The sequence below is a fragment of the Enterobacter cloacae complex sp. HYC033_NIDB genome, assembly GCF_056673335.1.
Map to the genome: position 1 here is coordinate 3,449,153 of NZ_CP115123.1, position 22,764 is coordinate 3,471,916.

At 58.8% G+C, this 22,764-nt stretch carries 17 protein-coding genes; 6 read left to right on the forward strand and 11 right to left on the reverse strand.

What is annotated here, in order from left to right:
• Positions 1 to 5: 5 nt before the first annotated feature.
• The gene (locus O1721_RS16560; RefSeq protein ID WP_017693303.1) at positions 6 to 1,403 is read right to left on the reverse strand and encodes a NarK family nitrate/nitrite MFS transporter; all 1,398 of its coding nucleotides are present in this window, start codon (positions 1,401 to 1,403) and stop codon (positions 6 to 8) included.
• 309 nt (positions 1,404 to 1,712) lie between these two features.
• On the opposite strand from O1721_RS16560, the gene narX reads away from it, so the two are divergent.
• A complete protein-coding gene (gene narX, locus O1721_RS16565; RefSeq protein ID WP_017384246.1) occupies positions 1,713 to 3,509 on the forward strand; it encodes a nitrate/nitrite two-component system sensor histidine kinase NarX in 1,797 nt (598 codons plus the stop codon).
• The gene (gene narL, locus O1721_RS16570; protein WP_003856701.1) at positions 3,502 to 4,152 is read left to right on the forward strand and encodes a two-component system response regulator NarL; all 651 of its coding nucleotides are present in this window, start codon (positions 3,502 to 3,504) and stop codon (positions 4,150 to 4,152) included. The genes narX and narL overlap by 8 nt, the downstream gene beginning before the upstream one ends.
• Before the next feature lies 1 nt (position 4,153).
• On the opposite strand, the gene O1721_RS16575 is transcribed toward narL, so the two are convergent.
• The 7 genes from O1721_RS16575 to nasR all read right to left on the reverse strand — a co-directional run bounded on the left by O1721_RS16575 (position 4,154) and on the right by nasR (position 16,546).
• The gene (locus O1721_RS16575; protein ID WP_032668829.1) at positions 4,154 to 5,572 is read right to left on the reverse strand and encodes a YchO/YchP family invasin; all 1,419 of its coding nucleotides are present in this window, start codon (positions 5,570 to 5,572) and stop codon (positions 4,154 to 4,156) included.
• A gap of 174 nt (positions 5,573 to 5,746) precedes the next feature.
• Positions 5,747 to 8,224, reverse strand: a complete 2,478-nt coding sequence (locus O1721_RS16580; protein WP_032648514.1) for a nitrate reductase — start codon at positions 8,222 to 8,224, stop codon at positions 5,747 to 5,749.
• Entirely contained in the window at positions 8,221 to 12,207 is a 3,987-nt protein-coding gene (gene nirB, locus O1721_RS16585) for a nitrite reductase large subunit NirB (RefSeq protein WP_072258086.1), read from the reverse strand. The genes O1721_RS16580 and nirB overlap by 4 nt, the downstream gene beginning before the upstream one ends.
• A 12-nt stretch (positions 12,208 to 12,219) precedes the next feature.
• Positions 12,220 to 13,008: an ABC transporter ATP-binding protein gene (locus O1721_RS16590; protein WP_032648515.1), complete on the reverse strand. Its 789-nt coding sequence runs from the start codon at positions 13,006 to 13,008 to the stop codon at positions 12,220 to 12,222.
• A gap of 9 nt (positions 13,009 to 13,017) precedes the next feature.
• The gene (gene ntrB, locus O1721_RS16595) at positions 13,018 to 13,896 is read right to left on the reverse strand and encodes a nitrate ABC transporter permease (RefSeq protein WP_032648518.1); all 879 of its coding nucleotides are present in this window, start codon (positions 13,894 to 13,896) and stop codon (positions 13,018 to 13,020) included.
• 2 nt (positions 13,897 to 13,898) lie between these two features.
• A complete protein-coding gene (locus O1721_RS16600; RefSeq protein ID WP_032648522.1) occupies positions 13,899 to 15,146 on the reverse strand; it encodes a CmpA/NrtA family ABC transporter substrate-binding protein in 1,248 nt (415 codons plus the stop codon).
• A 227-nt stretch (positions 15,147 to 15,373) separates the two neighbouring features.
• The gene (nasR, locus tag O1721_RS16605) at positions 15,374 to 16,546 is read right to left on the reverse strand and encodes a nitrate regulatory protein NasR (RefSeq protein WP_032648524.1); all 1,173 of its coding nucleotides are present in this window, start codon (positions 16,544 to 16,546) and stop codon (positions 15,374 to 15,376) included.
• A gap of 73 nt (positions 16,547 to 16,619) precedes the next feature.
• On the opposite strand from nasR, the gene O1721_RS16610 reads away from it, so the two are divergent.
• The 3 genes from O1721_RS16610 (at position 16,620) to O1721_RS16620 (ending at position 19,298) form a co-directional block, all read left to right on the forward strand.
• Positions 16,620 to 16,973, forward strand: a complete 354-nt coding sequence (locus tag O1721_RS16610; RefSeq protein ID WP_015570354.1) for a DsrE/DsrF/TusD sulfur relay family protein — start codon at positions 16,620 to 16,622, stop codon at positions 16,971 to 16,973.
• A 106-nt stretch (positions 16,974 to 17,079) separates the two neighbouring features.
• Positions 17,080 to 18,864: a methyl-accepting chemotaxis protein gene (locus tag O1721_RS16615; RefSeq protein WP_032648526.1), complete on the forward strand. Its 1,785-nt coding sequence runs from the start codon at positions 17,080 to 17,082 to the stop codon at positions 18,862 to 18,864.
• A 194-nt stretch (positions 18,865 to 19,058) separates the two neighbouring features.
• On the forward strand, positions 19,059 to 19,298 hold the full coding sequence (locus O1721_RS16620; RefSeq protein ID WP_015570352.1) for a hypothetical protein: 240 nt from the start codon (positions 19,059 to 19,061) through the stop codon (positions 19,296 to 19,298).
• Positions 19,299 to 19,328: 30 nt separating this feature from the next.
• Here the strand turns inward: O1721_RS16620 and O1721_RS16625 are convergent, their stop codons facing one another.
• Positions 19,329 to 20,024: a gamma-glutamylcyclotransferase gene (locus O1721_RS16625; RefSeq protein WP_017384255.1), complete on the reverse strand. Its 696-nt coding sequence runs from the start codon at positions 20,022 to 20,024 to the stop codon at positions 19,329 to 19,331.
• 177 nt (positions 20,025 to 20,201) lie between these two features.
• Positions 20,202 to 20,432 carry a putative cation transport regulator ChaB gene (gene chaB / locus O1721_RS16630; protein ID WP_003856674.1) on the reverse strand — a complete coding sequence of 77 codons (231 nt, stop codon included), beginning with the start codon at positions 20,430 to 20,432 and terminating at the stop codon, positions 20,202 to 20,204.
• Between the two features lie 267 nt (positions 20,433 to 20,699).
• Between chaB and chaA the strand changes: the two genes are divergently transcribed.
• Positions 20,700 to 21,800, forward strand: a complete 1,101-nt coding sequence (gene chaA / locus O1721_RS16635; protein ID WP_003856672.1) for a sodium-potassium/proton antiporter ChaA — start codon at positions 20,700 to 20,702, stop codon at positions 21,798 to 21,800.
• 106 nt (positions 21,801 to 21,906) lie between these two features.
• On the opposite strand, the gene kdsA is transcribed toward chaA, so the two are convergent.
• Positions 21,907 to 22,761 carry a 3-deoxy-8-phosphooctulonate synthase gene (kdsA, locus tag O1721_RS16640; RefSeq protein WP_003856671.1) on the reverse strand — a complete coding sequence of 285 codons (855 nt, stop codon included), beginning with the start codon at positions 22,759 to 22,761 and terminating at the stop codon, positions 21,907 to 21,909.
• Between the last annotated feature and the right edge of the window lie 3 nt (positions 22,762 to 22,764).

Genomic DNA, 22,764 nt, shown 5'->3' on the forward strand with positions numbered 1-22,764 from the left:
CAAGCTTACTTGTTTTTCTTGGTATTACGGCCATATACCAGCCAGGTGATGACCACGCAGGCGATATAGAAGACGAGGAATATTTTCATCGCACCCGCCGGAGAGCCGGTCAGATCCAGTGAGATGCCGAACGCTTTTGGAATAAAGAAGCCGCCAATCGCGCCAATCGCAGAGATAAACCCAAGCGCCGCAGCGGTATCGGTGGCGGCTTCACGCATTGCCTGCTCGTCGCTCCCACCCTGCGCTTTGACGCGGTCCATGGTCAGTTTGCGGAAGATGACAGAGATCATCTGGAAAGTAGACGCACTGCCCAGCCCGGCGGTCAGGAACAGCACCATGAATACGCCGAAGAAGGCAAAGAAGTTACCTCCCTCACCACCCGCAGGCAGCGTCAGGAACAGCAGCGCACAGAAGATGGCCATCACAACAAAGTTCACCAGCGTAACGCGCGTTCCCCCCAGACGGTCGGAGATCATCCCGCCCAGCGAACGTGCCAGCGCGCCGATAAACGGACCGAAGAAGGCAAACTGAAGGATCTGCACGTCCGGGAACTGGGTTTTAGACAGCATGGCAAAGCCTGCTGAGAAACCGATGAACGAGCCGAAGGTCGCCAGATACAGCAGCGCCATCACCCACAGGTGGCCACGCTTCAGCACCGGCAGCTGCTCGCTCAGTGACGCTTTGGACGCGGACAGATCGTTCATGAAGAACCACGCCGCCAGGGTAAAGACCACCAGGAACGGTACCCAAATCCAGGAGGCGTTTTGCAGGAACAGCACGGAACCGTCGGGCTGCGTCACACCGCCGCCGCCAAAGGCCGCAAAGATGGAGACAGAGATCGCCAGCGGGGCAATCAGCTGCATCACGCTCACGCCCATATTACCGAGGCCGCCGTTAATGCCCAGCGCACCACCCTGCTTCGCTTTCGGGAAGAAGAAGCTGATGTTTGCCATACTGGACGCAAAGTTCGCCCCCGCAAAACCGCACAGCAGAGAGATAATCACGAATACGCTAAACGGTGTGGAGGTATCCTGCACCGCAAAACCGAGCCACACGCACGGCACGATCATGATCCCGGTACTGAAAGCCGTCCAGCGACGACCGCCAAAGACCGGCACCATAAACGCGTAAGGAACGCGCAGCAGTGCGCCTGAAAGCGACGGCAACGCGGTCAACATAAACAGCTGATCGGTGGTAAAGGTAAAGCCCACTTTTGGCAGGTTAACCGCAACCGCACTAAACAACATCCAGACGCAAAACGCCAGTAACAGACATGGAACGGAAATCCACAGATTACGACTTGCTACACGGTGGCCGCGCTGTTGCCAGAACGCCGGATCCTCTGGACGCCAGTCTGTAATAACGGCACCAGTTTCCCTTTCGGGAGCGGAAGAGTGACTCATAGACACCTCTGATTCTCGAATGATGCTGCAAACATTAGGGCTTTAGAGCGGCGGTAAGTTGATATAAATCAAAGGAAAAGTGGGAGGTTTTGCGGCGAAAAAAAAGCCATCACTCTTAATGAGTAGATGCAAAACGTAAAAAAGGTGTGGTTTTTCACGGTGCTGACGCATCCCTGCTTCGTCCACCCACTAACCGTTACCCCTCTGGCAATTTAGAGGTAATCCTTTATTGGTATGGGTATACTCCAGGGTATGCACCAGAATAGCGCCATTCCTGCAATCAGGTCACGTCAGGAGCCCGGCAACTCTATGTTAAAAAGATGTTTATCTCCGCTGACGCTGGTTAACCAGCTGGCGCTTATTGTTCTGCTGTCCACCGCTATCGGCGTGACCGGCATGGCTATTTCTGGCTGGCTGGTACAGGGTGTACAGGGTAACGCGCATGCCATCAACGAGGCAGGCTCGCTACGTATGCAGAGTTACCGGCTGCTGGCGTCGGTGCCGCTGACGCAGGCTGACCAACCGCTTATCGACGAAATGGAGCGTACCGCATTCAGCCCTGAACTGGAAAGAGCCGCCATCCGTGACGGTCAGCAATCTCAGCTTAAGGCGCTTCAGGGCTACTGGCATACCCAGCTGGAGCCTGGGTTAAAGCGGGCGGAAGACCGGGAAACGGTCGCCCGGGATGTCGCCGGGTTTGTGTCACGCATCGATCATCTTGTCTCCTCATTCGATCGCACCACAGAGTTACGCATTGACCGTGTGGTGATGGTTCACCGCGCAATGGCGCTGTTTATGGGTTTGCTGCTAATTTTCACGGTTATCTGGCTGCGCGCGCGGTTGCTTAACCCCTGGAAACAGCTCCTGGCGATGGCCCGCGCCGTCACACAGCGCGATTTTACCCAGCGCACGCACATCAGCGGGCGCAACGAAATGGCGATGCTCGGCGAGGCGCTCAACACCATGTCGGCAGAGCTATCAGAAAGCTACGCGGTACTGGAACAACGCGTCCAGGAGAAAACCGCCGGGCTTGAGCAGAAAAACGAGATCCTCTCTTTCCTCTGGCAGGCGAACCGTCGCCTGCATATGCAGGTCCCGCTTTGCGAACGTCTCTCGCCGGTACTGAACGGCCTGCAAAATCTGACTCTGCTCCGCGATCTTGAGCTTCGGGTTTACGACGTTGAAGATGAGGAAAACCATCAGGAATTTACCTGTCAGTCGGACATCTCCTGCGACGATAAAGGGTGTCATCTGTGCCCGCGCGGCTTGCCGCCACTTACCACCAGCGGCACGACCCTCAAGTGGCGGCTGATGGACAGCCATACCCAGTACGGTATTTTGCTGGCCACCCTGCCCGCCGGACGTCACCTGAGCCACGACCAGCAGCAGCTGGTCGATACGCTTGTTGAGCAGCTCACGGCCACGCTGGCGCTCGACCGCCACCAGGAGAAACAGCAGCAGCTGATCGTGATGGAGGAGCGTGCCACCATCGCCCGCGAGCTTCACGACTCCATCGCCCAGTCCCTCTCCTGCATGAAGATGCAGGTGAGCTGCCTGCAAATGCAGGATGAAGGCATGCCCGAGAGCAGCAAACAGCTGCTCAGCCAGATCCGCAACGAGCTTAACACCTCGTGGATTCAGCTTCGCGAGCTGCTGACCACCTTCCGTTTGCAGCTCACCGAGCCGGGGCTGCGCCCTGCGCTGGAATCCAGCTGTCAGGAGTTTAGCGCCCGGCTGGGCTTCCCGGTGAAGCTGGATTACCAGCTGCCACCGCGTTTTGTCCCCTCTCACCAGGCGATCCACTTGCTGCAAATTGCCCGCGAAGCCCTGAGCAACGTGCTCAAGCATGCCGAGGCGACGGCCGCCACGGTCACCGTCAGCTGCCAGGATAATCAGGTGAAGCTCAGGGTTCAGGATAACGGCCGCGGCGTGCCGGAAAATGCCGAACGAACGAACCACTATGGTTTAATTATCATGCGAGACCGCGCGCAAAGCCTGCGCGGTGATTGCCAGGTTCGCCGGGGAGAGTCAGGTGGCACCGAAGTTGTGGTCACCTTTATACCCGAAAAGCCCCTCATAACTGCTCAAGGAGAAAACCATGACTAATCAGGAACCGGCATCTATCCTGTTGATTGACGATCATCCGATGCTGCGCACTGGCGTTAAACAGCTTGTCAGCATGGCGCCAGATATCACCGTCGTCGGGGAAGCCAGTAACGGCGAACAGGGTATTGAACTTGCCGAATCGCTCGATCCTGATTTGATCTTGCTCGATCTCAACATGCCGGGCATGAATGGCCTGGAAACCCTCGACAAGCTGCGGGAGAAATCCCTCTCTGGCCGGGTGGTGGTCTTCAGCGTCTCAAACCATGAAGAAGACGTGGTCACCGCCCTCAAGCGAGGGGCAGACGGCTATCTGCTGAAAGATATGGAGCCGGAAGATCTGCTTAAGGCGCTGCAACAGGCTGCCGCAGGCGAGATGGTGCTGAGTGAAGCGTTAACGCCGGTACTGGCCGCCAGCCTGCGTGCGAACCGCGCCACGTCTGATCGTGACGTCAGCCAGTTGACCCCGCGCGAGCGTGACATTCTGAAGCTGATTGCCCAGGGGCTGCCGAACAAAATGATCGCCCGCCGTCTGGACATCACCGAGAGCACGGTCAAAGTGCATGTCAAACACATGCTGAAAAAAATGAAGTTAAAATCCCGCGTCGAAGCCGCCGTCTGGGTGCATCAGGAGCGCATTTTTTAACTTACTCATCCGGCAGCAACTTCCACCGTGGATCGTCGGCAGGCATTGCGACGAGCGGTTGCACCACGGAAAGCGTGATCTCATTGGAGGAGACACGCTGCCCATCCTTATCTTCCACCACGGCCGTAAGCCGCCATGTATTTTTCGCCCCTTCCGAATCATCCCATGCAGGCATGATCACACTCCAGCCATCGCTGCTGTTGCCGTTTGCCGGTGAGGTCAGGCTGAGCGCCTGGGTATCACCCAGCCAGTGGATCTGCCGGATACCGTGCGTGCTGCGAATTTGCAGCTTCAGCATCACCGTTTCGCCTGGCTTAAGATCCCACGGCGGCGTGGCCAGATATACCGAGAGGGTTTTGCGCTGACGGAATTCCATCACGGGCAGATTATCGCGATCGGGTGAATCATAGCGGCTCCCCCGCAGCGATCGCGTCGCCGCCACTTCCCCGGCGGAAAGCTGTTTCGCCAGCGGCACGCCAAAACGATAGTTGAGCTTCAGCCCGAGGTTATTCTGGCTAACGCCGCTCTCCCCCTGCTTATGGGCAGCCGTCAGGGTGACCAGCGGTACGGGGGTATAGTTCAGCCCCAGGTTGACCGCAACCGGGTTGTGATACCCCGTACCGCTGTTAAACAGATCGACGTTATCGCCAAAATACTGTTCAAAGCTGACGCTGGTGTTCAGGTGGTGAAACCAGGGAAGCCAGGCTTTGGCCGTTACGTCGTATCCGCGCGCCATGCGCTGCTCGCGGATGTCGGAACGCGGCTGCCAGCCAGCGAACGGCTGGTAGTAATTGGCCGACAGGCGCAGGTTTTCACCCCACGCCTCTGCGCCCAGCCCGGCACGTTGCAGGTTGTCTTCCAGCAGGTTGTCGTAAAAAGTGTTGTAGCCCAGCAGCCAGTTTCCGGCAACCCAGCGCTGACCTGCCCCGACGTTACTCACCAGCCCGTCTGTCTGCTGCGTCAGCCCAAGCTGGCTCCAGCTCAGATAGCGGGTGTTGTCGTTCCAGGGGATAAACCAGCTTCCGCTGCTGCCGTTAAAGTTGCCGTCGTCATCCACCAGCACATTGACGTTGGCGTTTCCCCAGGGTGAAAGCCAGGATTCAATCTGCTCGTTGACTTCCCCGCTCACGGCATCCCGCACCTTGCCAAACGCGAACTGTCGCGCCTGCTGCCCGGACGTCAGGCCGTTATCGGTCATACTGGCTTCACCGAATGCCTTAGCCATTTCAGCCAGATGCTTTTCGCCTTCGCTGGTCGGTTGCGCCATGCCGAGATCCGGCAGACTATCGCCGTTGTTATCAAACGGATTTTGCGCCTGCTGCACGAAGGATTTCGGCGCACCATGAACGGCTCCAGCCGTAAAAAGGGGGAGTAACAGCAAAAAACGGATGCGGGACGATACAGCCTTCAACGTCGTCAATCAGAACCTGTGTTTATGAACAAACACTTATTATGTTAACGCCATAAGCCCTGAAAACCAGTCTTAACAGAAATTTCAGGAATATCCTGAAAAGATTTGTCGGGTGGCGTCTTCGCCTTACCCGACCTACAAATTCGTACCGGTGCGAAGCCGTCACCCGACGCCCTTACACTATTATCCCAACAGCGCTTTCAGCTCCGGCACGCAGGAACCACAGTTCGTGCCGCAGCGCAGCTTCACGCCCAGCGCTGGGGCAGAATCACAGCCTCCGGCTATTGCCTTACGTATCGTATTTTCACCCACGCTGAAGCAGCTACAGATAATTCGCCCGGGATCGGCATCTTCGTCCGGCCGTTGCCCGTGCAGCAGCGCATGGCGTTCAGCAAGTTGGACGGGCGCAGCAGCAAAGGCTTCTTCAATAAACGCATGCGCCAGCGCCGGCAGCGTATGGCCCTCCCAGTAGCCCAGCATCAGCTTACCGTGATGCCAGGCGAGCACGCTGCTGCGTTCTCCCGTCTGTGCCACCTGTAACTGCCAGCCCCGACCGCTGGCGTACGCCATGATCCACGACAGCAACGGCTGCTCCCCCGCCACCGTCAGACGTGAGGCTTTACGCCACCAGCAGACCGACGGCGGCAGCGCTGGCAGCTCGCGGGCATACAGTTCACCCTGCCAGGCGGGTAGCCAGGGCATGATCCTCACCGCGGTTTGTTTACTCTCCGGCTGGCCGGACCCGGCATCAACCCGCCCTTCCACCAGCGCATTGACCTTACCCTGCCGGGCGAATTGTGCGTTCCAGTGCATCGGCGCAAACAGCTCGCCTGCACGCTGCGCGGTGGAGATACGTACTCTGGCAACCATCACTCCGCGCGGGGAGCTTACCCGCGCCAGCTGGCCGTCAGTCAGCCCGGCGCGCGCCGCATCGGTTGCGTTCATCTCAACAAAAGGCTCATCGATATGCTGCATCAGACGCGGAACATACCCCGTGCGCGTCATGGTGTGCCACTGATCGCGGATCCGCCCGGTATTCAGTATCAAGGGGTACAATTCGTCGACGCCTGCCCCATGCGGGGAGGGGTCAACCGGAACAAGCGTTCTTTGCGGGAAATCACCGGCATGCCACTGATACGGCGCCAGCTCGTCCCACGCCTCTCGCGACAGCGACGCCAGTTCGCGCAGGTTTAGCGCCCGTTCGCCGTTATTTTCAAACGCCGTCAGTGCCGCATGTTCACAAAATATCTCCTGAGGGTGTTCCCAGGCGAAGGCATCGCCATAACCGAGCTGGTCTGCGACCCGGGCGATGATCCACCAGTCCGGTCTGGCCTCGCCCGGCGCAGGCAGAAAGGCGCGCTGGCGGGAGATACGGCGTTCTGAATTGGTCACCGTGCCGTTTTTCTCGCCCCAGCCCAGGGCGGGAAAACGGATATGGGCAAACCGGCTGGTGTCCGTCTCCTGCATCACCTCAGATACCATGACCAGCGGGCAGGCCGCCAGCGCCTGGCACACCGCGTGGCTGTCGGGAAGTGACACGGCAGGGTTGGTGCCCATGATCCACACCGCCTTCACCTCGCCGCGGGCAATGGCGTCAAACAGTTCCACCGCCATCAGGCCCGGGGTCTGCGCCAGCCGTTCCGTTCCCCAGAAACGCGCCACGCGCGAGAGATCGTCCGGCTCGAAGTTCATGTGCGCCGCCAGCTGGTTCGCCAGTCCCCCCACTTCCCGCCCGCCCATGGCATTTGGCTGTCCGGTCAGCGAAAACGGGCCGCAGCCAGGGCGGTTGAACTTTCCGCTGGCAAGATGCACGTTAATGATGGCGTTGCACTTGTCGCTGCCGCTGGAGGACTGGTTGATCCCCATGGTGTAGAGCGTGATCGCGCGTGGCGCGGTGACAAACCAGTCGTAGAAGGTGCCAATCTCGTCTGAAGGCAGATCGCAAAACGCCGCCACGCGAGGGATCGGCCACTCGCCGCGCCCCTGAATCAGATTGAGCAACCCCACAAAGAGCCCGGCATCGCTGCCGGGTCTGAGCGCGAGGTGGAGATCGGCGATATCGCAGGTGGCGGTTTTACGCGGATCGATCACGACCACTTTCATCTGCGGATTGTTGTGTTTTGCCAGCACCAGCCGCTGATACAGCACCGGATGCGTCCAGGCCGCGTTCGAGCCAACGAGTACCACCAGATCGCTGTTTTCCACGTCCTCATAGCTGCACGGCACCACGTCCTCACCGAAGGCGCGTTTGTAGCCCACCACCGCCGATGACATGCACAGCCGCGAGTTGGTATCAATGTTCGCCGCCCCGATAAAGCCTTTCATCAGCTTGTTGGCGGCATAGTAATCCTCGGTCAACAGCTGGCCGGAGGCATAAAACGCCACCGCCTGCGGCCCCCATTCGTTGATGATGTTCCGCAGCCGCTCGCCCGCTTCGCCCAGCGCCTGCGGCCATGCCACCTCCCGGCCATCGACAACCGGGCGCAGCAGGCGTCCCTGTAGCCCCGTGGTTTCCCCAAGGGCAGATCCTTTTACGCACAGACGACCGAAATTCGCCGGATGAGTTTCATCCCCCCGAATGCTCACCTTTTCACCGTCTGCGCTGGCGACCACGCCGCAGCCCACCCCGCAGTAAGGGCACGTTGTCCGGGTTTCCGTCATGAGGCCTCCGCGCGCATCACCAGCTCTTCATTTCCAACCCACACCTTGCCGTTTTCAATTTTTACCGGCCAGGCACGCACCGCAGGCGCCCCGCTCTCAGCCTGACACCCGTCGCGCAGACGAATACGTTGCTTGTAGAGCGGCGAGATCACCACCGGTTCCCCCGCCGCATCGCCGAGGATGCCGCGTGACAGCACGTTCGCGCGGCTGCCCGGCTCCCGATCGTCGAGGGCATAAACGGTTTTGCCAAAGCGGAACAGCGCAATCGGTTTGCGCCCAAGATGCGCGCCAATGCCCGCCTGCTCCGGGATCTCGTCGATATTACAAATTTCCTGCCAGCGCTTGTTCTCCTCCGCGGCGGGGACGTTCACCGCGGTGCGGAACAGCGCCAGGCGGTCAGGATCGTTAAGGGTGGTTTGCCATTCGCACTGGTAGGTCTCCACCACCCGGGCCATCTCCTGCTCCAGCTCGTGGGCGATCCCCAGGCTGTCGTTGAGGATCACCTCGCGCAGATAGTCGAGGCCGCCTTCCAGGTTATCCATCCAGGTACTGGTGCGTTGCAGACGATCTGCCGTGCGAATGTAGAACATCAGGAAACGGTCAACGGTGCGGATCAGCGTTTCGTCGTCCAGATCGCTGGCGAAGAGATCCGCGTGGCGCGGCTTCATCCCGCCGTTGCCGCACAGATAGAGGTTCCAGCCTTTGTCCGTGGCAATCACCCCCACGTCTTTGCTCTGCGCCTCTGCGCACTCACGGGTACAGCCGGAGACCGCCATTTTGATTTTGTGCGGCGCGCGCAGGCCCTTGTAGCGGTGCTCCAGCCTGACCGCGAGGCCGGTGGAATCCTGCACGCCGTAGCGACACCAGGTCGACCCGACGCAGGATTTCACCGTGCGCAGGGATTTCCCGTAAGCATGTCCGGTCTCAAACCCGGCCTCCACCAGCGCCTGCCAGATTTCCGGCAACTGCTCGAGCGTGGCGCCAAACAGGTCAATACGCTGCCCGCCGGTAATTTTGCTGTAAAGGCTATAGCGTTTCGCGATCTGGCCGATGGCGATCAGCCCGTCGGCGGTCACTTCACCCGCCGGCATCCGCGGGACGATGGAGTAGGTTCCGTCCTTCTGAATATTGGCGAAATAGCGGTCGTTGGTGTCCTGCAATGGCAGATGCGCCGGTTTCAGCAGATACTCGTTCCAGCAGGAAGCCAATACCGATCCCACCAGCGGCTTACAGATCTCGCACCCGTGCCCCTGACCGTAGCGGCTGATAAGCTGGTCGAAGGTGCGGATATGGTTGACGCGCACCAGGTGGTAAATCTCCTGACGCGAGTACGGGAAGTGTTCGCAGATATCTTTCTTCACCTCCACGCCCTGCTCCGCAAGCTGGAACTCCATCACCTGCTTCACCAGCGCGCTACAGCCTCCGCAGCCGGTCGCGGCTTTGGTGCACTGCTTAATGGCGCCGATATCCGTCGCACCCGCGCTTACCGCCTGGCAGATATCCCCTTTGCTGACGTTATGACACGAACAGATCTGCGCGCTTTCCGGCAGCGCCGCCACGCCCAGCGCTTTCGGCGCGCTGCCTGACGACGCGGGTAAGATCAGCGTTTCCGGCTCTTTTGGCAGGCTGATGCCGTTGAGCATCATCTGCACCAGCGTGGCGTATTCGCTGGCATCGCCCACCAGCACGCCGCCCAGCAGCGTTTTGCTGTCGTGGCTGACCACAATTTTTTTGTAGATTTGCTGCGGCCCGTGCGTCCACTGGTAGCTCAGCGCGCCCGGCGTGCGCCCGTGGGCATCGCCAAACGACGCCACATCCACCCCCAGCAACTTGAGTTTGGTACTCATATCCGCGCCGGTGAAGCGCTTCTCCTCACCCGCCAGCACAGCGGCGGCCACGCGCGCCATCTGGTAGCCCGGGGCCACCAGGCCAAAGATTTTCCCCTCCCACAGCGCGCATTCCCCGATGGCAAGCACGTCCTGATCGGAAGTCCGGCAGACGTCGTCAATGCAGATCCCGCCGCGCTCGCCGACAGCCAGCCCGCTGCTGCGCGCCAGCGCGTCCTGCGGCCGAATACCGGCAGAGAAGACCACCATGTCCGTTTCCAGCTGCTCGCCATCGGCAAAGCGCAGCACCAGCCCGTCGTCTGCGGAGGCAATCTCCGTCGTCGATTTACTGGTGTGCACCCCTACGCCCAGCGCCTCAATTTTCTTGCGCAGCATTGCCGCGCCGTCGCTGTCGAGCTGCACCGCCATCAGGTTCGGCGCAAACTCCACCACGTGAGTTTCCAGCCCGAGCTGCTTAAGCGCATTCGCCGCCTCCAGCCCCAGCAGGCCGCCGCCAATCACCACACCGCGGCGAGAGCCTGCCGCATGGGCCGCAATGTTGTCCAGATCGTCGAGGGTGCGGTAGACAAAACAACCCGGCAGATCGTTGCCCGGAACGGGTGGTACGAACGGGTACGAGCCGGTCGCCAGCACCAGCTTGTCCCAGTGAGTCTCATGGCCACTGGCGGTACGCACTACGTGTGCATCACGATCGATAGTGACGATCTGCTGCGAGAGGCGCAGCTCAATGCCGTTATCGGCAAAGAACTCCCCCGCCACCAGCGAGAGCGAGTCCGCGCTGCGTCCGCCAAAATATTCCGACAGATGCACGCGGTCATAGGCGGCATAGCGCTCTTCGCCAAAAACAATAATCTGATACTGCTGATGCAAATTGCGGTTAACGCAGTCTTCGAGGAAATGATGGCCGACCATACCGTGCCCAACCACCACCAGAGTAGGTTTTGTCATAGCGTTCTGTCCTGCAACCTGCGGTTGCGTTGTGAAACGATCGAACAGCCAGTCCGCGTGGGCGGGCGCAGCCGTTGCCAGTAAATCGGTAAAGGTTGCCGCGCTGCGGCAGTCACCCATCAGCAGCACGCCAGCCAGCGCCCCCTGATGGATCAGTAAACGTCGATAGTGACGGGTCAGCGGATCCCATGAACTCCAGACCACATCGTCCGCCTGCGCCGTCGCGCGTCCGAGGCTGAACAGCGCCACGCCGGTCACCTTAAGGCGCACGCCGTTGTCGGTCAGGGTAAACGGCGCGGTGACCTCCCCGGCCAGCCGCGCGGCAAGAATATCCGCCTGCGCCAGACAGGGGGCGACCAGGCCAAACGTCTGGCCGTCAATTTCGCAGCACTCGCCGATGGCGTAGATATCCGGCACGGAGGTTTGCATCTGCGGATCCACCACGATGCCGCGCGCGCAGCGAATGCCGCTGGCTTTTGCCAGCGCGACGTTGGGCTGCACGCCCGTGGCCAGCACCACGCGCGTGGCGGCGATGCGGCGTCCGTCGGTCAACGTCACGGCATCGTCAGCGATGGCGGTGATGCCGGAGGCGAGTTCACAGCGTACGCCCCGCGCCGCCAGCGCCTCGTCAAGCAGCAGTCCCGCCTGCTGATCCAGCTGCTGTTCCATCAGCCACGGACCGCGATGCACGAGCGTGACGTTGTCACCGTTGCGCGCCAGCGCTGCCGCGGCCTCCACGCCGAGTACGCCGCCGCCCAGCACTACCGCCGGTCCGGAGATATTCTGGATGGCGCGGGTCTCTGCCAGGGTGCGAAAGGTGAACACATGCGGTGCATCGCCGCCGGGGATCGGCGGCACTACAGGGGTAGACCCGGTGGCAAACACCAGCGCATCCCAGCCCAGCGTGCGAGCAGAGGTATGCACTTCACGCGCGTTGACGTCTACTGCGAGCGCCTTTTCTCCTCGCAGCACCGTCACGCCTCGTGCCGTGTACCAGTCTTCATCGTGCAGACAGATGTGCTCCGCCTGCTTTTCGCCACCCAGCACCGGTGAAAGCTGGATGCGGTTGTACGCCTGCTCAGGCTCGTCACCGATGACGGTGATAGCGAAACGACCGGGAACACGCCCGGTGAGCGACGCAATCAGCCGGGTTGCCGCCATACCATTACCGATAATGACCAGTCGCATCGTGCCCCCTCATTACGCCGCTTTCGGCTGTTTTTCGTAGAGGAAATGGAGGATCTGCTGGCGCATGTGGTGATAGCGGCTGTCATCCGCCAGCTGCACCCTGTTGCGCGGGCGCGGCAGATCGACGCGCAGGATCTCACCCACGGTGGCCGCCGGGCCGTTGGTCATCATCAGTACGCGGTCAGAGAGCAGTACCGCCTCGTCCACATCGTGGGTGATGAGCACGATGGTGGTGTTCAGCGCCTGCTGGATCTGCATCACCGAGTCCTGAAGATGGGCACGCGTCAGCGCATCGAGCGCGCCAAACGGCTCATCCATCAGCAGCACTTTCGGCTTCATTGCCAGCGCCCGGGCAATCCCGACGCGCTGCTTCATACCGCCGGAGATCTCCCCGGGGCGCTTATGCAGCGCGTGGCCCATCTGCACGCGGTCGAGGTTGTGCTCAATCCACGCTTTGCGCTCGGCCTTACTCATGGTGTGACGGAAGACCTGATCCACCGCAAGCGCCACGTTGTCGAAGCAGGTCAGCCACGGCAGCAGCGAATGGTTCTGGAACACCACCGCGCGCTCGGGCCCCGGCCCGGCGATTTCGCGGTTGTCGCAAATCAGCCCGCCTTCCGTCGGCAGCGTGATCCCGGCGATCAGGTTTAACAGCGTCGACTTGCCGCAGCCGGAGTGACCAATCAGACTGACGGTTTCGCCCTCGTGGATATCAAAAGAGACGTTGTGCAGCGCCAGAAACTCGCCGCTGGCGGTGGAAAAACGCTGGCTCACGGCCTGGACCTGAATTAACGGTTTCATCTTCACTCCTTATTTTTCCTGCCAGCTAAAGCGACGGGCGATCAGCATCAGCCCCTGCTCCAGCAGCAACCCGACCACGCCAATGATGACGATGGCGATGAGAATGTTTTCGACGTTGAGGTTGTTCCACTCATTCCAGATCCAGAATCCAATGCCTAAACCTCCGGTGAGCATCTCGGCGGCGACAATCACCAGCCAGGCAATGCCAATGGAAAGACGTACCCCGGTCAGCACCGCAGGCAGCACGGCGGGGAAAAGAATGCGGCGCATGATGGTCCACTCTGAGAGTTGCAACACCCGGGCCACGTTGAGGTAGTCCTGCGGAATACGGCGTACCCCTTCAGCGGTGTTGATCACCATCGGCCAGATGGAGCAGATAAAAATGGTCCAGCTCGATGCAGGCTCCGCTTTCTGGAACAGCAGCAGGCCGATAGGCAGCCAGGCCAGCGGGCTGACCGGACGCAGGAGCGCGATCAGCGGGTTGAACATGCGCGAGAAAAAGGTGAAGCGGCCAATCAAAAAGCCCAGCGGAATGCCCGCCATCGCTGCCAGACCGAAGCCGATGGCGACGCGCTGCAACGACGCCAGCACGTTCCAGCCAATGCCCATATCGTTTGGCCCGTCGCGATAAAACGGATCGGCAAACAGGGTCATGGCCGAATCGAGCGTGCTGAGCGGCGTCGGAAAGCCTTTACTGTTTATCGCTGCCAGCTGCCAGAGCACCACCAGCAGGCCGAGACCGAGCAGCGCCGGGATGACGCTCTGTAAAAAATCATTCATCCGACGCGTAAACACTGGCGTACGACGGCGAACCTGTAGCGGAGGCAGGACAATCACTTCCCCGCTCTCTGACGTCTCTTGTGGTTTTGTATTTTGCAGATGCTGCATACTCAGGCCCCTTTACGGTGAATGGCGAAGCGGTTGGCGTACCCTTCCGGATCGGTGCCGTTCCAGACGGTGCCGTCCATCAGGGTGCTGCTGCGATACGGTGATGACGGAGTGGACATGCCGCCCACGGCGGTCGCTGCATCCTGCCAGACCGCGGTCTGGTTAATGCGCTGTGCAATGCCCGCGTAATCCGGCGCGGCGTTGAGCAAGCCCCAGCGGCGGAACTGGGTTAAGAACCACATCCCGTCTGAGAGATACGGGTAGCTCACGGCACCCTCGTTGAAGAAACGGATCGGGTGCGCATCCTGCCAGCGCTGACCGACCCCGTTGTCGTACTCGCCAAGCATACGTCCGGTGAGATACTGTTCCTTGCAGTTGAGCCAGGCGCGGCGCGAGAGGATCTGCGCGGTTTCGCGTTTGTTTTCCGCTGACGCCTCGATCCAGCGCGTGGCTTCCATCACGGCGCTCACCAGCGCCCGTGCGGTGTGCGGATTTTTCGCCACCCAGTCGCGTCGGGTGCCGAGGATCTTTTCCGGGTGATCGGCCCAGATGGACTGCGACGTGGCGGCGGTAAATCCGATGCGGTCGTTAATCGCCCGCGCGTTCCAAGGCTCGCCAACGCAAAACCCGACCATGTTGCCAATGCGCATGTTCATCACCATCTGCGGCGGCGGCACCACCACGGTGCGCACGTCGTCAAATGGGTTAATCCCCGCGCTGGCCAGCCAGTAGTAGAGCCACATGGCGTGCGTTCCCGTCGGGAAGGTATGCGCGAAGGTGTAGGTTCCCGGCGCCTGCTGCGCAATCAGCTTTTTCAGCCCGTCGAGGTCACGAACGCCCTTCTCCGCCAGATCGCTGGAGAGCGTAATGGCCTGTCCGTTCTGATTGAGGGTCATCAGGTTCGCCATCTGCTGTGGCTTGCCCGCGATCCCCAGCTCCAGACCGTACAGCAGGCCGTAAAGAATGTGTGCGGCGTCCAGTTCGCCCGCCACCAGCTTGTCGCGCACCGCCGCCCAGCTCGCCTCTTTGGTCGGCACAATAGTAATGCCATGCTTTTTATCGAACCCCTTCAGGGCCGCGATAACCACGGGCGCGCAATCGGTCAGAGGTATAAACCCGATACGCACGGTATCCTGCTCCGGCTTATCTGACCCCGCCGCCCATGCGGCCTGCATGACACCCGGCAACAGCATCGCACCACTCGCCAGCATGCTGGCCTGCAATAACCGCCGTCTCGACAAATCCGCCATAATTGCTCCTGAAAAAAGGCAAAAAAAAGCGCCCGACGGTGCTGAAGCACCGCTGGACGCCTTTATCCTGAAGACGCATGCACCGCCGTTGGCGCATCGTCGAAAATGGTTAATCTGTTAATGCAAAGGTAATGCCAGCTTTTCATCCCCGGCGTTACGGGGTTTCTGCAAGAAGAGCGCTGTTTTACGCACCTCAATCAGGCATAAAATGCCCACTGACTGTGCAACTACTCCCCAGGGGGTATCTTCCACAGATTTTTCACCGTAAGCAGCGCACGGGCGATATCTACCATGCGTTGGTTTTTATCCATCGCCATTTTGCGCAGGGCGGTCCACGCCTGCTCCTCGCTCATGTTCTGGTGCGTCATCAGCACGCTTTTGGCTTTGTCGATGGTCTTACGCTCCTCCAGCGTGTCGCGCAGGGAAGCAAGCTGACGGGAGAGTTGCTCAATTTCACGCGCCTGCTGGCGCACCAGCGGCAGCAGCGGTCTGTCAGGAAATCGCGCCAGGATATCGTCGTGCTCATCGTCTGCGTGCAGGTTTTCGCTACAGCGACGCTCCTCAACTGCCGTCATCAGATCGGCAATTGCCACCTCCTCCAGCGTGCGCAGGTGCTCAAGGCGCGCGGTTTGCAGGGCAAACCATTTGAGGGCGGTATCGCCGTTATCTGCCGGAGGCTGGCGGGTGCACGCTTCACGCCTGAGTTTTTCAGTCTCCAGACCCGGCTGGCAGTTGAGGATAAACGTCTCCTGCACGTCTGGAGTGCAATGGGAGATAAAAACCTCAAAGCAGGCCTGCTGGCCATCAATGCGATCCACCAGCCGCTGGCGGGTTTCATCGTCAAAGAATCCCTGGGTGAAACCAATAGCCCCCAGCGCCCGCTCTTGTCCCACAAGTTCTTTGCCCTGCATCAGGCTGTAAAGGGCCACAAATCGGCCCGCGATGTGCGGATCGTCAATGCTGTCGCTGAGTTGAGGTACGATACTGAGCAAATGACGCAGTATGCGGCTGTAATGTTCCATCGCCTGCGGCGCGGTGACGCATTGACCTGTAACGCCATCACGCAGCGCCGTTAGCGTCTCAAGGCCGTGCAGTGCGCTGGCAATACGTTCGCACAGGGCGCTGCCCGGCAGCGGTTCGTTAAACTGAAGGTGCAATGCGGCGAGGTTTTCATCCACCAGGGCCCTGCTGGCCTTGCATTCAGGCGCGTACAATTTGCCCTGCGAGCAGAGCCAGACATTTGACGCACCGCGCTCGCACTGTAGCATATGCACCAGTCGACTGATGCCGTTCACTAGTGCGCCCAGCTGCGCCAGTCTGCCGAGCTGTTCCTCGCGCAACATTCTCGCACGCTGGAACCATTCGGTTGCGCCAGGGGAACTGCCAGCCACTATCGTCATCGTTTCTCTCCCCGATACGTATTCTTCGGTACGAGAAGCAATATTCGTGCCTTTTCAAAGAACAGGAGTCAACATGCAGAAGATTGTGATCGTCGCCAACGGTGCGGCCTACGGCAGTGAATCCCTTTTTAACAGCCTGCGCCTGGCAATCGCGCTGCGCGATAAGGAGAGTGAGCTGGAGCTGCGCCTCTTTTTGATGTCCGATGCCGTCACGGCCGGGCTGAAGGGGCAGAAACCCGCAGAGGGCTACAACATTCAACAAATGCTGGAGATCCTGACCGCGCAAAACGTTCCGGTCAAACTGTGCAAAACCTGTACCGACGGGCGCGGCATTACCGGGCTACCGCTGATTGATGGCGTGGAAATTGGCACGCTGGTGGAGCTGGCTGAATGGACGCTTTCCGCCGATAAAGTATTAACTTTTTAATAATAACCCGCAAAAAATATTATTTTCTTATGGACGCGGTTTCAGCATCAAGTTTACCTGCACCGTTGCCGATAGGCATGGAAACAACACAGCAGGTATTACACTTATGTTCAGATCCATTCGCGCCCGCATCATTGCCGCGACGACAGGCTGTCTGGTCGTCGCCCTTCTTCTTAATACCATTATTAACTTTCAGGTCACGCGCCAGGATAATCAGCAGTCGCAGCGCGATATTCTGACCAGCACCAGCGCCAGCCACAACATGGCGATTGCCGACTGGGTGAACAGCAAAATGACCGTCATCACCTCGGCGCAACCAGTCGCGCTCAGCGACGATCCGGTTCCGGTGTTTAAACAGCTTGCGCTGGCGGGTGGATTCACCAACGTCTACGTGGGTTATGCCAGCAAAACGGCTAAATTTTCTGACCCAACCGGGGTACCCGCTGATTACGATCCCACCCTTCGCCCGTGGTATCAGCAGGCCGTCAGCGCTGATGGTCCGGTAGTGACTGCACCTTATGTAGACGCGGGCACCGGGAAACTGGTGGTGACGTTCGCGGTACCGGTTAAAGAGCAAGGCGCCCTGAAAGCAGTGGTGGCGGGCGATGTGGCGATGGACAGCGTGGTGGCTAACGTGCGCGGTATTCACCCGACTCCGGCCAGCAGCGGACTGCTTCTGGACAGCAACGGCACCGTTATTGCCGGCAGCGATCCTGCGCTGACGCTTAAGCCTTTTACGGAGACGATCAAAGGGACCGATTTTGCCACCCTGAAAAGCGGCAACCTGGTTGACGGAACGTTTAACGGACGCGAAAAAACGTTCCTGGCCACCGCCGTACCGGGGACGCACTGGCTGCTGGTTGTGGCGCTCGATAACGGCGATGCCACCGCCGGGATGCGGTCATTGCTAAAAGCATCTGCACTGTCTCTGGCGATCCTCGCCCTGCTGAGCGGAGCCCTCATGCACCTCCTGATTGCTCGCCTGCTTAAGCGGCTGTCCGGTATCCGTGACGCGATGAACAGCATTGCCAACGGTACTAACGATCTGTCGCAGCGTCTGCCGGATAAGGGGGGCGATGAAGTGGCGCAAATCGCGCAGGCGTTTAACTCCTTCAGCGATAAGCTTTCTGTGGTGATGGTCCAGCTGCGTGATGCCAGCGCCTCAGTGAAAAACGCAGCGCGTGAGATTGCGGCAGGTAATCAGGATCTTTCCGGGCGTACCGAGCAGGCGGCATCAAGCCTTCGCGAAACCGCCAGCGCCGTGGAAGAGATCACGGCCTCCGTTACGCAGTCAAACGAGTCGGCAGCAGAAGCGAACGAACAGGCGATCAAGGCCTCTGCCGCCGCATCCCGCGGCGGCGACGTCGTCGCTCAGGCCATCAGCACCATGCAGTCCATCGAACTGGCTTCCGCGAAAATCGGCGATATCACCAGCGTCATTGACGGCATCGCCTTCCAGACCAATATTCTGGCGCTTAACGCCTCGGTGGAAGCGGCGCGTGCCGGGGAGCAAGGCCGTGGGTTCGCGGTCGTTGCGGGGGAAGTACGTAACCTGGCCAGCCGCAGCGCTCAGGCGGCGAAGGAGATCAAATCCCTTATTGATTCCACCACCGAAAGCGTTGCAACCGGCTCCCGGTTTGTGCACCTTGCGGGCGACAGCATGGATGAGATCCGCGCCAGCGTCGGGAGCGTGTCAGGCATTATGCGTGAAATATCCATTGCCACCCGCGAGCAGATGAAAGGGATCCATGAGATTAACCACGCGGTGACTCACCTGGATCGCATGGTGCAGCAGAACGCCGAACTTGTTGTACAGTCTGCTGCGGCGGCCAGCGCGCTGCAAAGTCAGGCGGGCGACCTTGCTGAGACCGCTGGCCATTTCCGCATATAATTTTTCCCGGGCGCGCGTTAAGCAGGGTAAACGCGCGTCCGCTGAAAGGTTTCAGGGATTTTGTCATTTTTGTTTAATCGTTGCGCCATTTTTTGATCGAAATCAGCATCCCCCCCCTGCCCCTTTGGTGTTATGCAATGAGTAAATTGTGAACAACATCACGCTCGGGATGGGCAAAAACGACGGGGTATAAAATGGCACGAGTTAAAACGAGTCTGAAACTGTTTGGCGGGGATACGGTAGTGGTACGTTGCTCAGAGCGTTGCCGCATCCATCTGATGAGTACAAAAGGACAGAAGCAATCGCAGGCAGATATCCTTACCGTCCAGGACGATAAGGCCTGGCTGACGGTGCCTTACACCGGCACCTGGGATGTGCTGATCGACAGCCACAGCCAGTCGCTCGAACATTCCGTAAGTTACGTGGCGGCATAACCGTAAACGCCCGGTCAGCCGGGCGTATTATCAGGCAAAACCCGGCCGCAGCGTATTGCTGAGCGGGTTCCCTTCCAGCAGCGCTTTTACCTTCACCACCAGCTCACTCAGACAGTCGTCCTGCATGCCGAGACGCGTCAGCTCCTGATCGAGCGAGAAAAGGTACTGGGCGTTAGTGCCCAGCGGTCCGCTGGCGGCGGCAATCAGCGGGGCAATCACCTGGGTTCGGGTATCGGCTTCATACAGCGGGTGGCGCGGATCCATAATGAACACCAGCGCGTTGACGGTGCGCCCGTCATCCAGTTCCAGCTTGCACCAGCTGGGCATATAGCAGCCGGTGATCATCTCGCGCTTCCACAGCAGCGTCAGCTCATCTTCCAGCGTGGTATCCGGCAGCCGGTATGCCACGCCCGTGGTGCGCCCGCCCTCTTTTAGTGCAAGCATGCGTCCTGGCTGGCACGCGCTGCCGCGTCCGGCGGTCAGGCGCAAACAAAAGGCGCGGTGCCACCCAGGCAGCGTTCCGGTTGCTGATTCAACAAATTCGAGCGCCGGGTTCCACATCAGCGAGCCGTAACCAAAGATCCAGACCGGGCCATCATCCGGGCGGCAGGCCAGCGTTGCCGCAAGCGACGCCGCACGTTGTTCAGCCGACCACAGAAGCGATTCCTCAATAGCACCAAATGCCGTCTTACAATCTGCCTTCATCAAGAAATCACGCGTTAACACATTCCACCTCCGCCACTGCATGCTTCCTTGCGACATCTGTAATTCGCCTTCCCGGCATTCTGTGCTGTTCATTTTAACAGCAGTTGAGCAACGATAAGCAATTCGCGGGCCAGATGCAATACAGCGGCAGATCAACCGCCTGAAATGTCAAAATGGAGGCAGCGTGTTATTTGGCGGCTATTTCTTTTTGTGCCATTTATCATCGTCCCCTTTCTCATAGTCATTTTTCACGGCGGCCCAAGCCACCTTATGGGCCGTCTCTTCACGGCTGGCATCGTCCCGGCGATCTTCTTTATCTTTGTACTGATCCCAGGCGCTGTTAAAGGCTTCTTTGTAGATATCCTGCGCGTGGGCAGGCAATACATTTTGCACGTTATCCGGTAATTCGCTTTTCGATTTGTATGGCATCGTTAACCTCTCTTTTGCTAAAAGATAAGTGTGGACGACGAAACGCGAGGGTGCCACCCGACAGAAAGAAATGAACAATATAAAAATGCAATTCATTGTTATTAAACTAATATTTAACAGAGATAAGGCATTATAAGCCTCAGACATAAAAATTATAATAAAGGGTAAAATTAAGTAAAAAATACAGGGTATTTAACAGATTTCTGTTAATTTAATACCTTTAAAATCTATCTATAATTACAAGCACCTGCATTGTTGGAGAAACACATGACAGCAACACACGAGGCGGTAAAAACCCGCCACAAGGAGACCTCTCTCATTTTCCCGGTTCTGGCACTGGCTGTGCTGCTCTTCTGGGGAAGCAGTCAGTCATTGCCAGTGGTTGTGGGGATCAATATTCTGGCTCTGGTGGGTATTTTAACCAGTGCATTTAGCGTGGTACGCCATGCGGATGTGTTAGCCCACCGTCTTGGAGAGCCGTATGGGTCATTAATTTTAAGCCTTTCGGTTGTGATTCTTGAAGTCAGTTTAATTTCCGCATTAATGGCCACCGGCGACGCCGCGCCAACGCTAATGCGCGATACGCTCTACTCCATCATTATGATTGTTACCGGCGGCCTGGTCGGTTTTTCACTTTTATTAGGTGGTCGCAAATTTGCCACCCAGTACATGAACCTCTTTGGCATTAAACAGTACCTGATCGCCCTGTTCCCGCTGGCGATTATTGTGCTGGTGTTCCCGATGGCGCTGCCGGGTGCAAATTTCACCACCGGCCAGGCGCTGCTGGTGGCGCTGATTTCCGCGGCAATGTACGGCGTGTTCCTGCTGATCCAGACCAAAACGCACCAGAGCCTGTTTGTTTACGAGCATGAAGACGACGGAGACGACGATGACCCGCATCACGGTAAGCCGTCGGCGCACAGCAGCGCGTGGCATACGGTTTGGCTGATCGTGCATCTGATTGCCGTTATTGCTGTCACCAAGATGAATGCGAACCCGCTGGAGGCGCTGTTAACTGAACTGAACGCGCCGGTCGCCTTTACCGGTTTCCTGGTGGCCCTGTTGATCCTGTCGCCAGAAGGCCTGGGAGCGCTGAAAGCGGTGCTCAATAATCAGGTACAGCGTGCGATGAATCTGTTCTTCGGCTCCGTTCTGGCGACCATCTCCCTTACCGTTCCGGTGGTGACGTTGATTGCCTTTATGACGGGAAATGAATTGCAGTTTGCGCTGGGTGCGCCAGAGATGATTGTGATGGTGGCATCCTTGCTGCTGTGCCAGATATCCTTCTCCACCGGCCGCACCAATGTGCTGAACGGCGCGGCGCATATGGCGCTGTTTATTGCGTATCTGATGACGATATTTGCGTAATTTTTTTGCCGGGTGGCGCTGCGCTTACCCGGCCTACAAAACCCATAGGCCCGCGCAAGCGTAGCGCCGCCGGGCAAAGAAAAACCCGCCGAAGCGGGTTTTTTTATTAGTTGCTGGTATCCAGCTCGTCGAAGCTCTTCACCAGATCGTCAATCGCTTTGATCTGTTTCAGGAACGGCTCCAGCTTATCCAGCGGCAGCGCGGATGGACCGTCGCATTTCGCGTTAGCCGGATCCGGGTGCGCTTCAATGAACAGACCCGCCAGGCCGGTTGCCATACCGGCGCGCGCCAGTTCGGTCACCTGCGCACGACGCCCGCCAGACGCGGCGCCAAACGGGTCGCGGCATTGCAGGGAGTGGGTCACGTCGAAAATCACCGGGGACTGGTTAGAGACGTTCTTCATCACGCTGAAGCCCAGCATATCCACAACCAGGTTGTCATAACCGAAGTTTGAACCACGGTCGCAGAGGATCACCTGGTCGTTACCGCCTTCGATAAACTTGTCGACGATGTTACCCATCTGGCCAGGGCTCACGAACTGCGGTTTTTTCACGTTAATCACGGCACCGGTTTTCGCCATCGCTTCTACCAGGTCAGTCTGGCGAGCAAGGAACGCCGGAAGCTGAATCACGTCTACCACATCAGCCACGGGCTGTGCCTGAGACGCTTCGTGCACGTCGGTGATCACTTTCACGCCAAACGTCTGTTTCAGCTCCTGGAAAATCTTCATCCCCTCTTCCAGGCCCGGGCCACGGTAGGAGTGAATGGAGGAGCGGTTGGCTTTGTCAAAAGAGGCTTTAAACACGTACGGGATGCCCAGCTTTTGGGTCACGGTCACGTAGTGTTCGCAGATGCGCATAGCGAGATCGCGGGATTCCAGAACGTTCATACCGCCAAACAGCACGAACGGCAGATCGTTTGCCACGTTGATATCACCAATGCTAACCACTTTTTGTTTCATAGG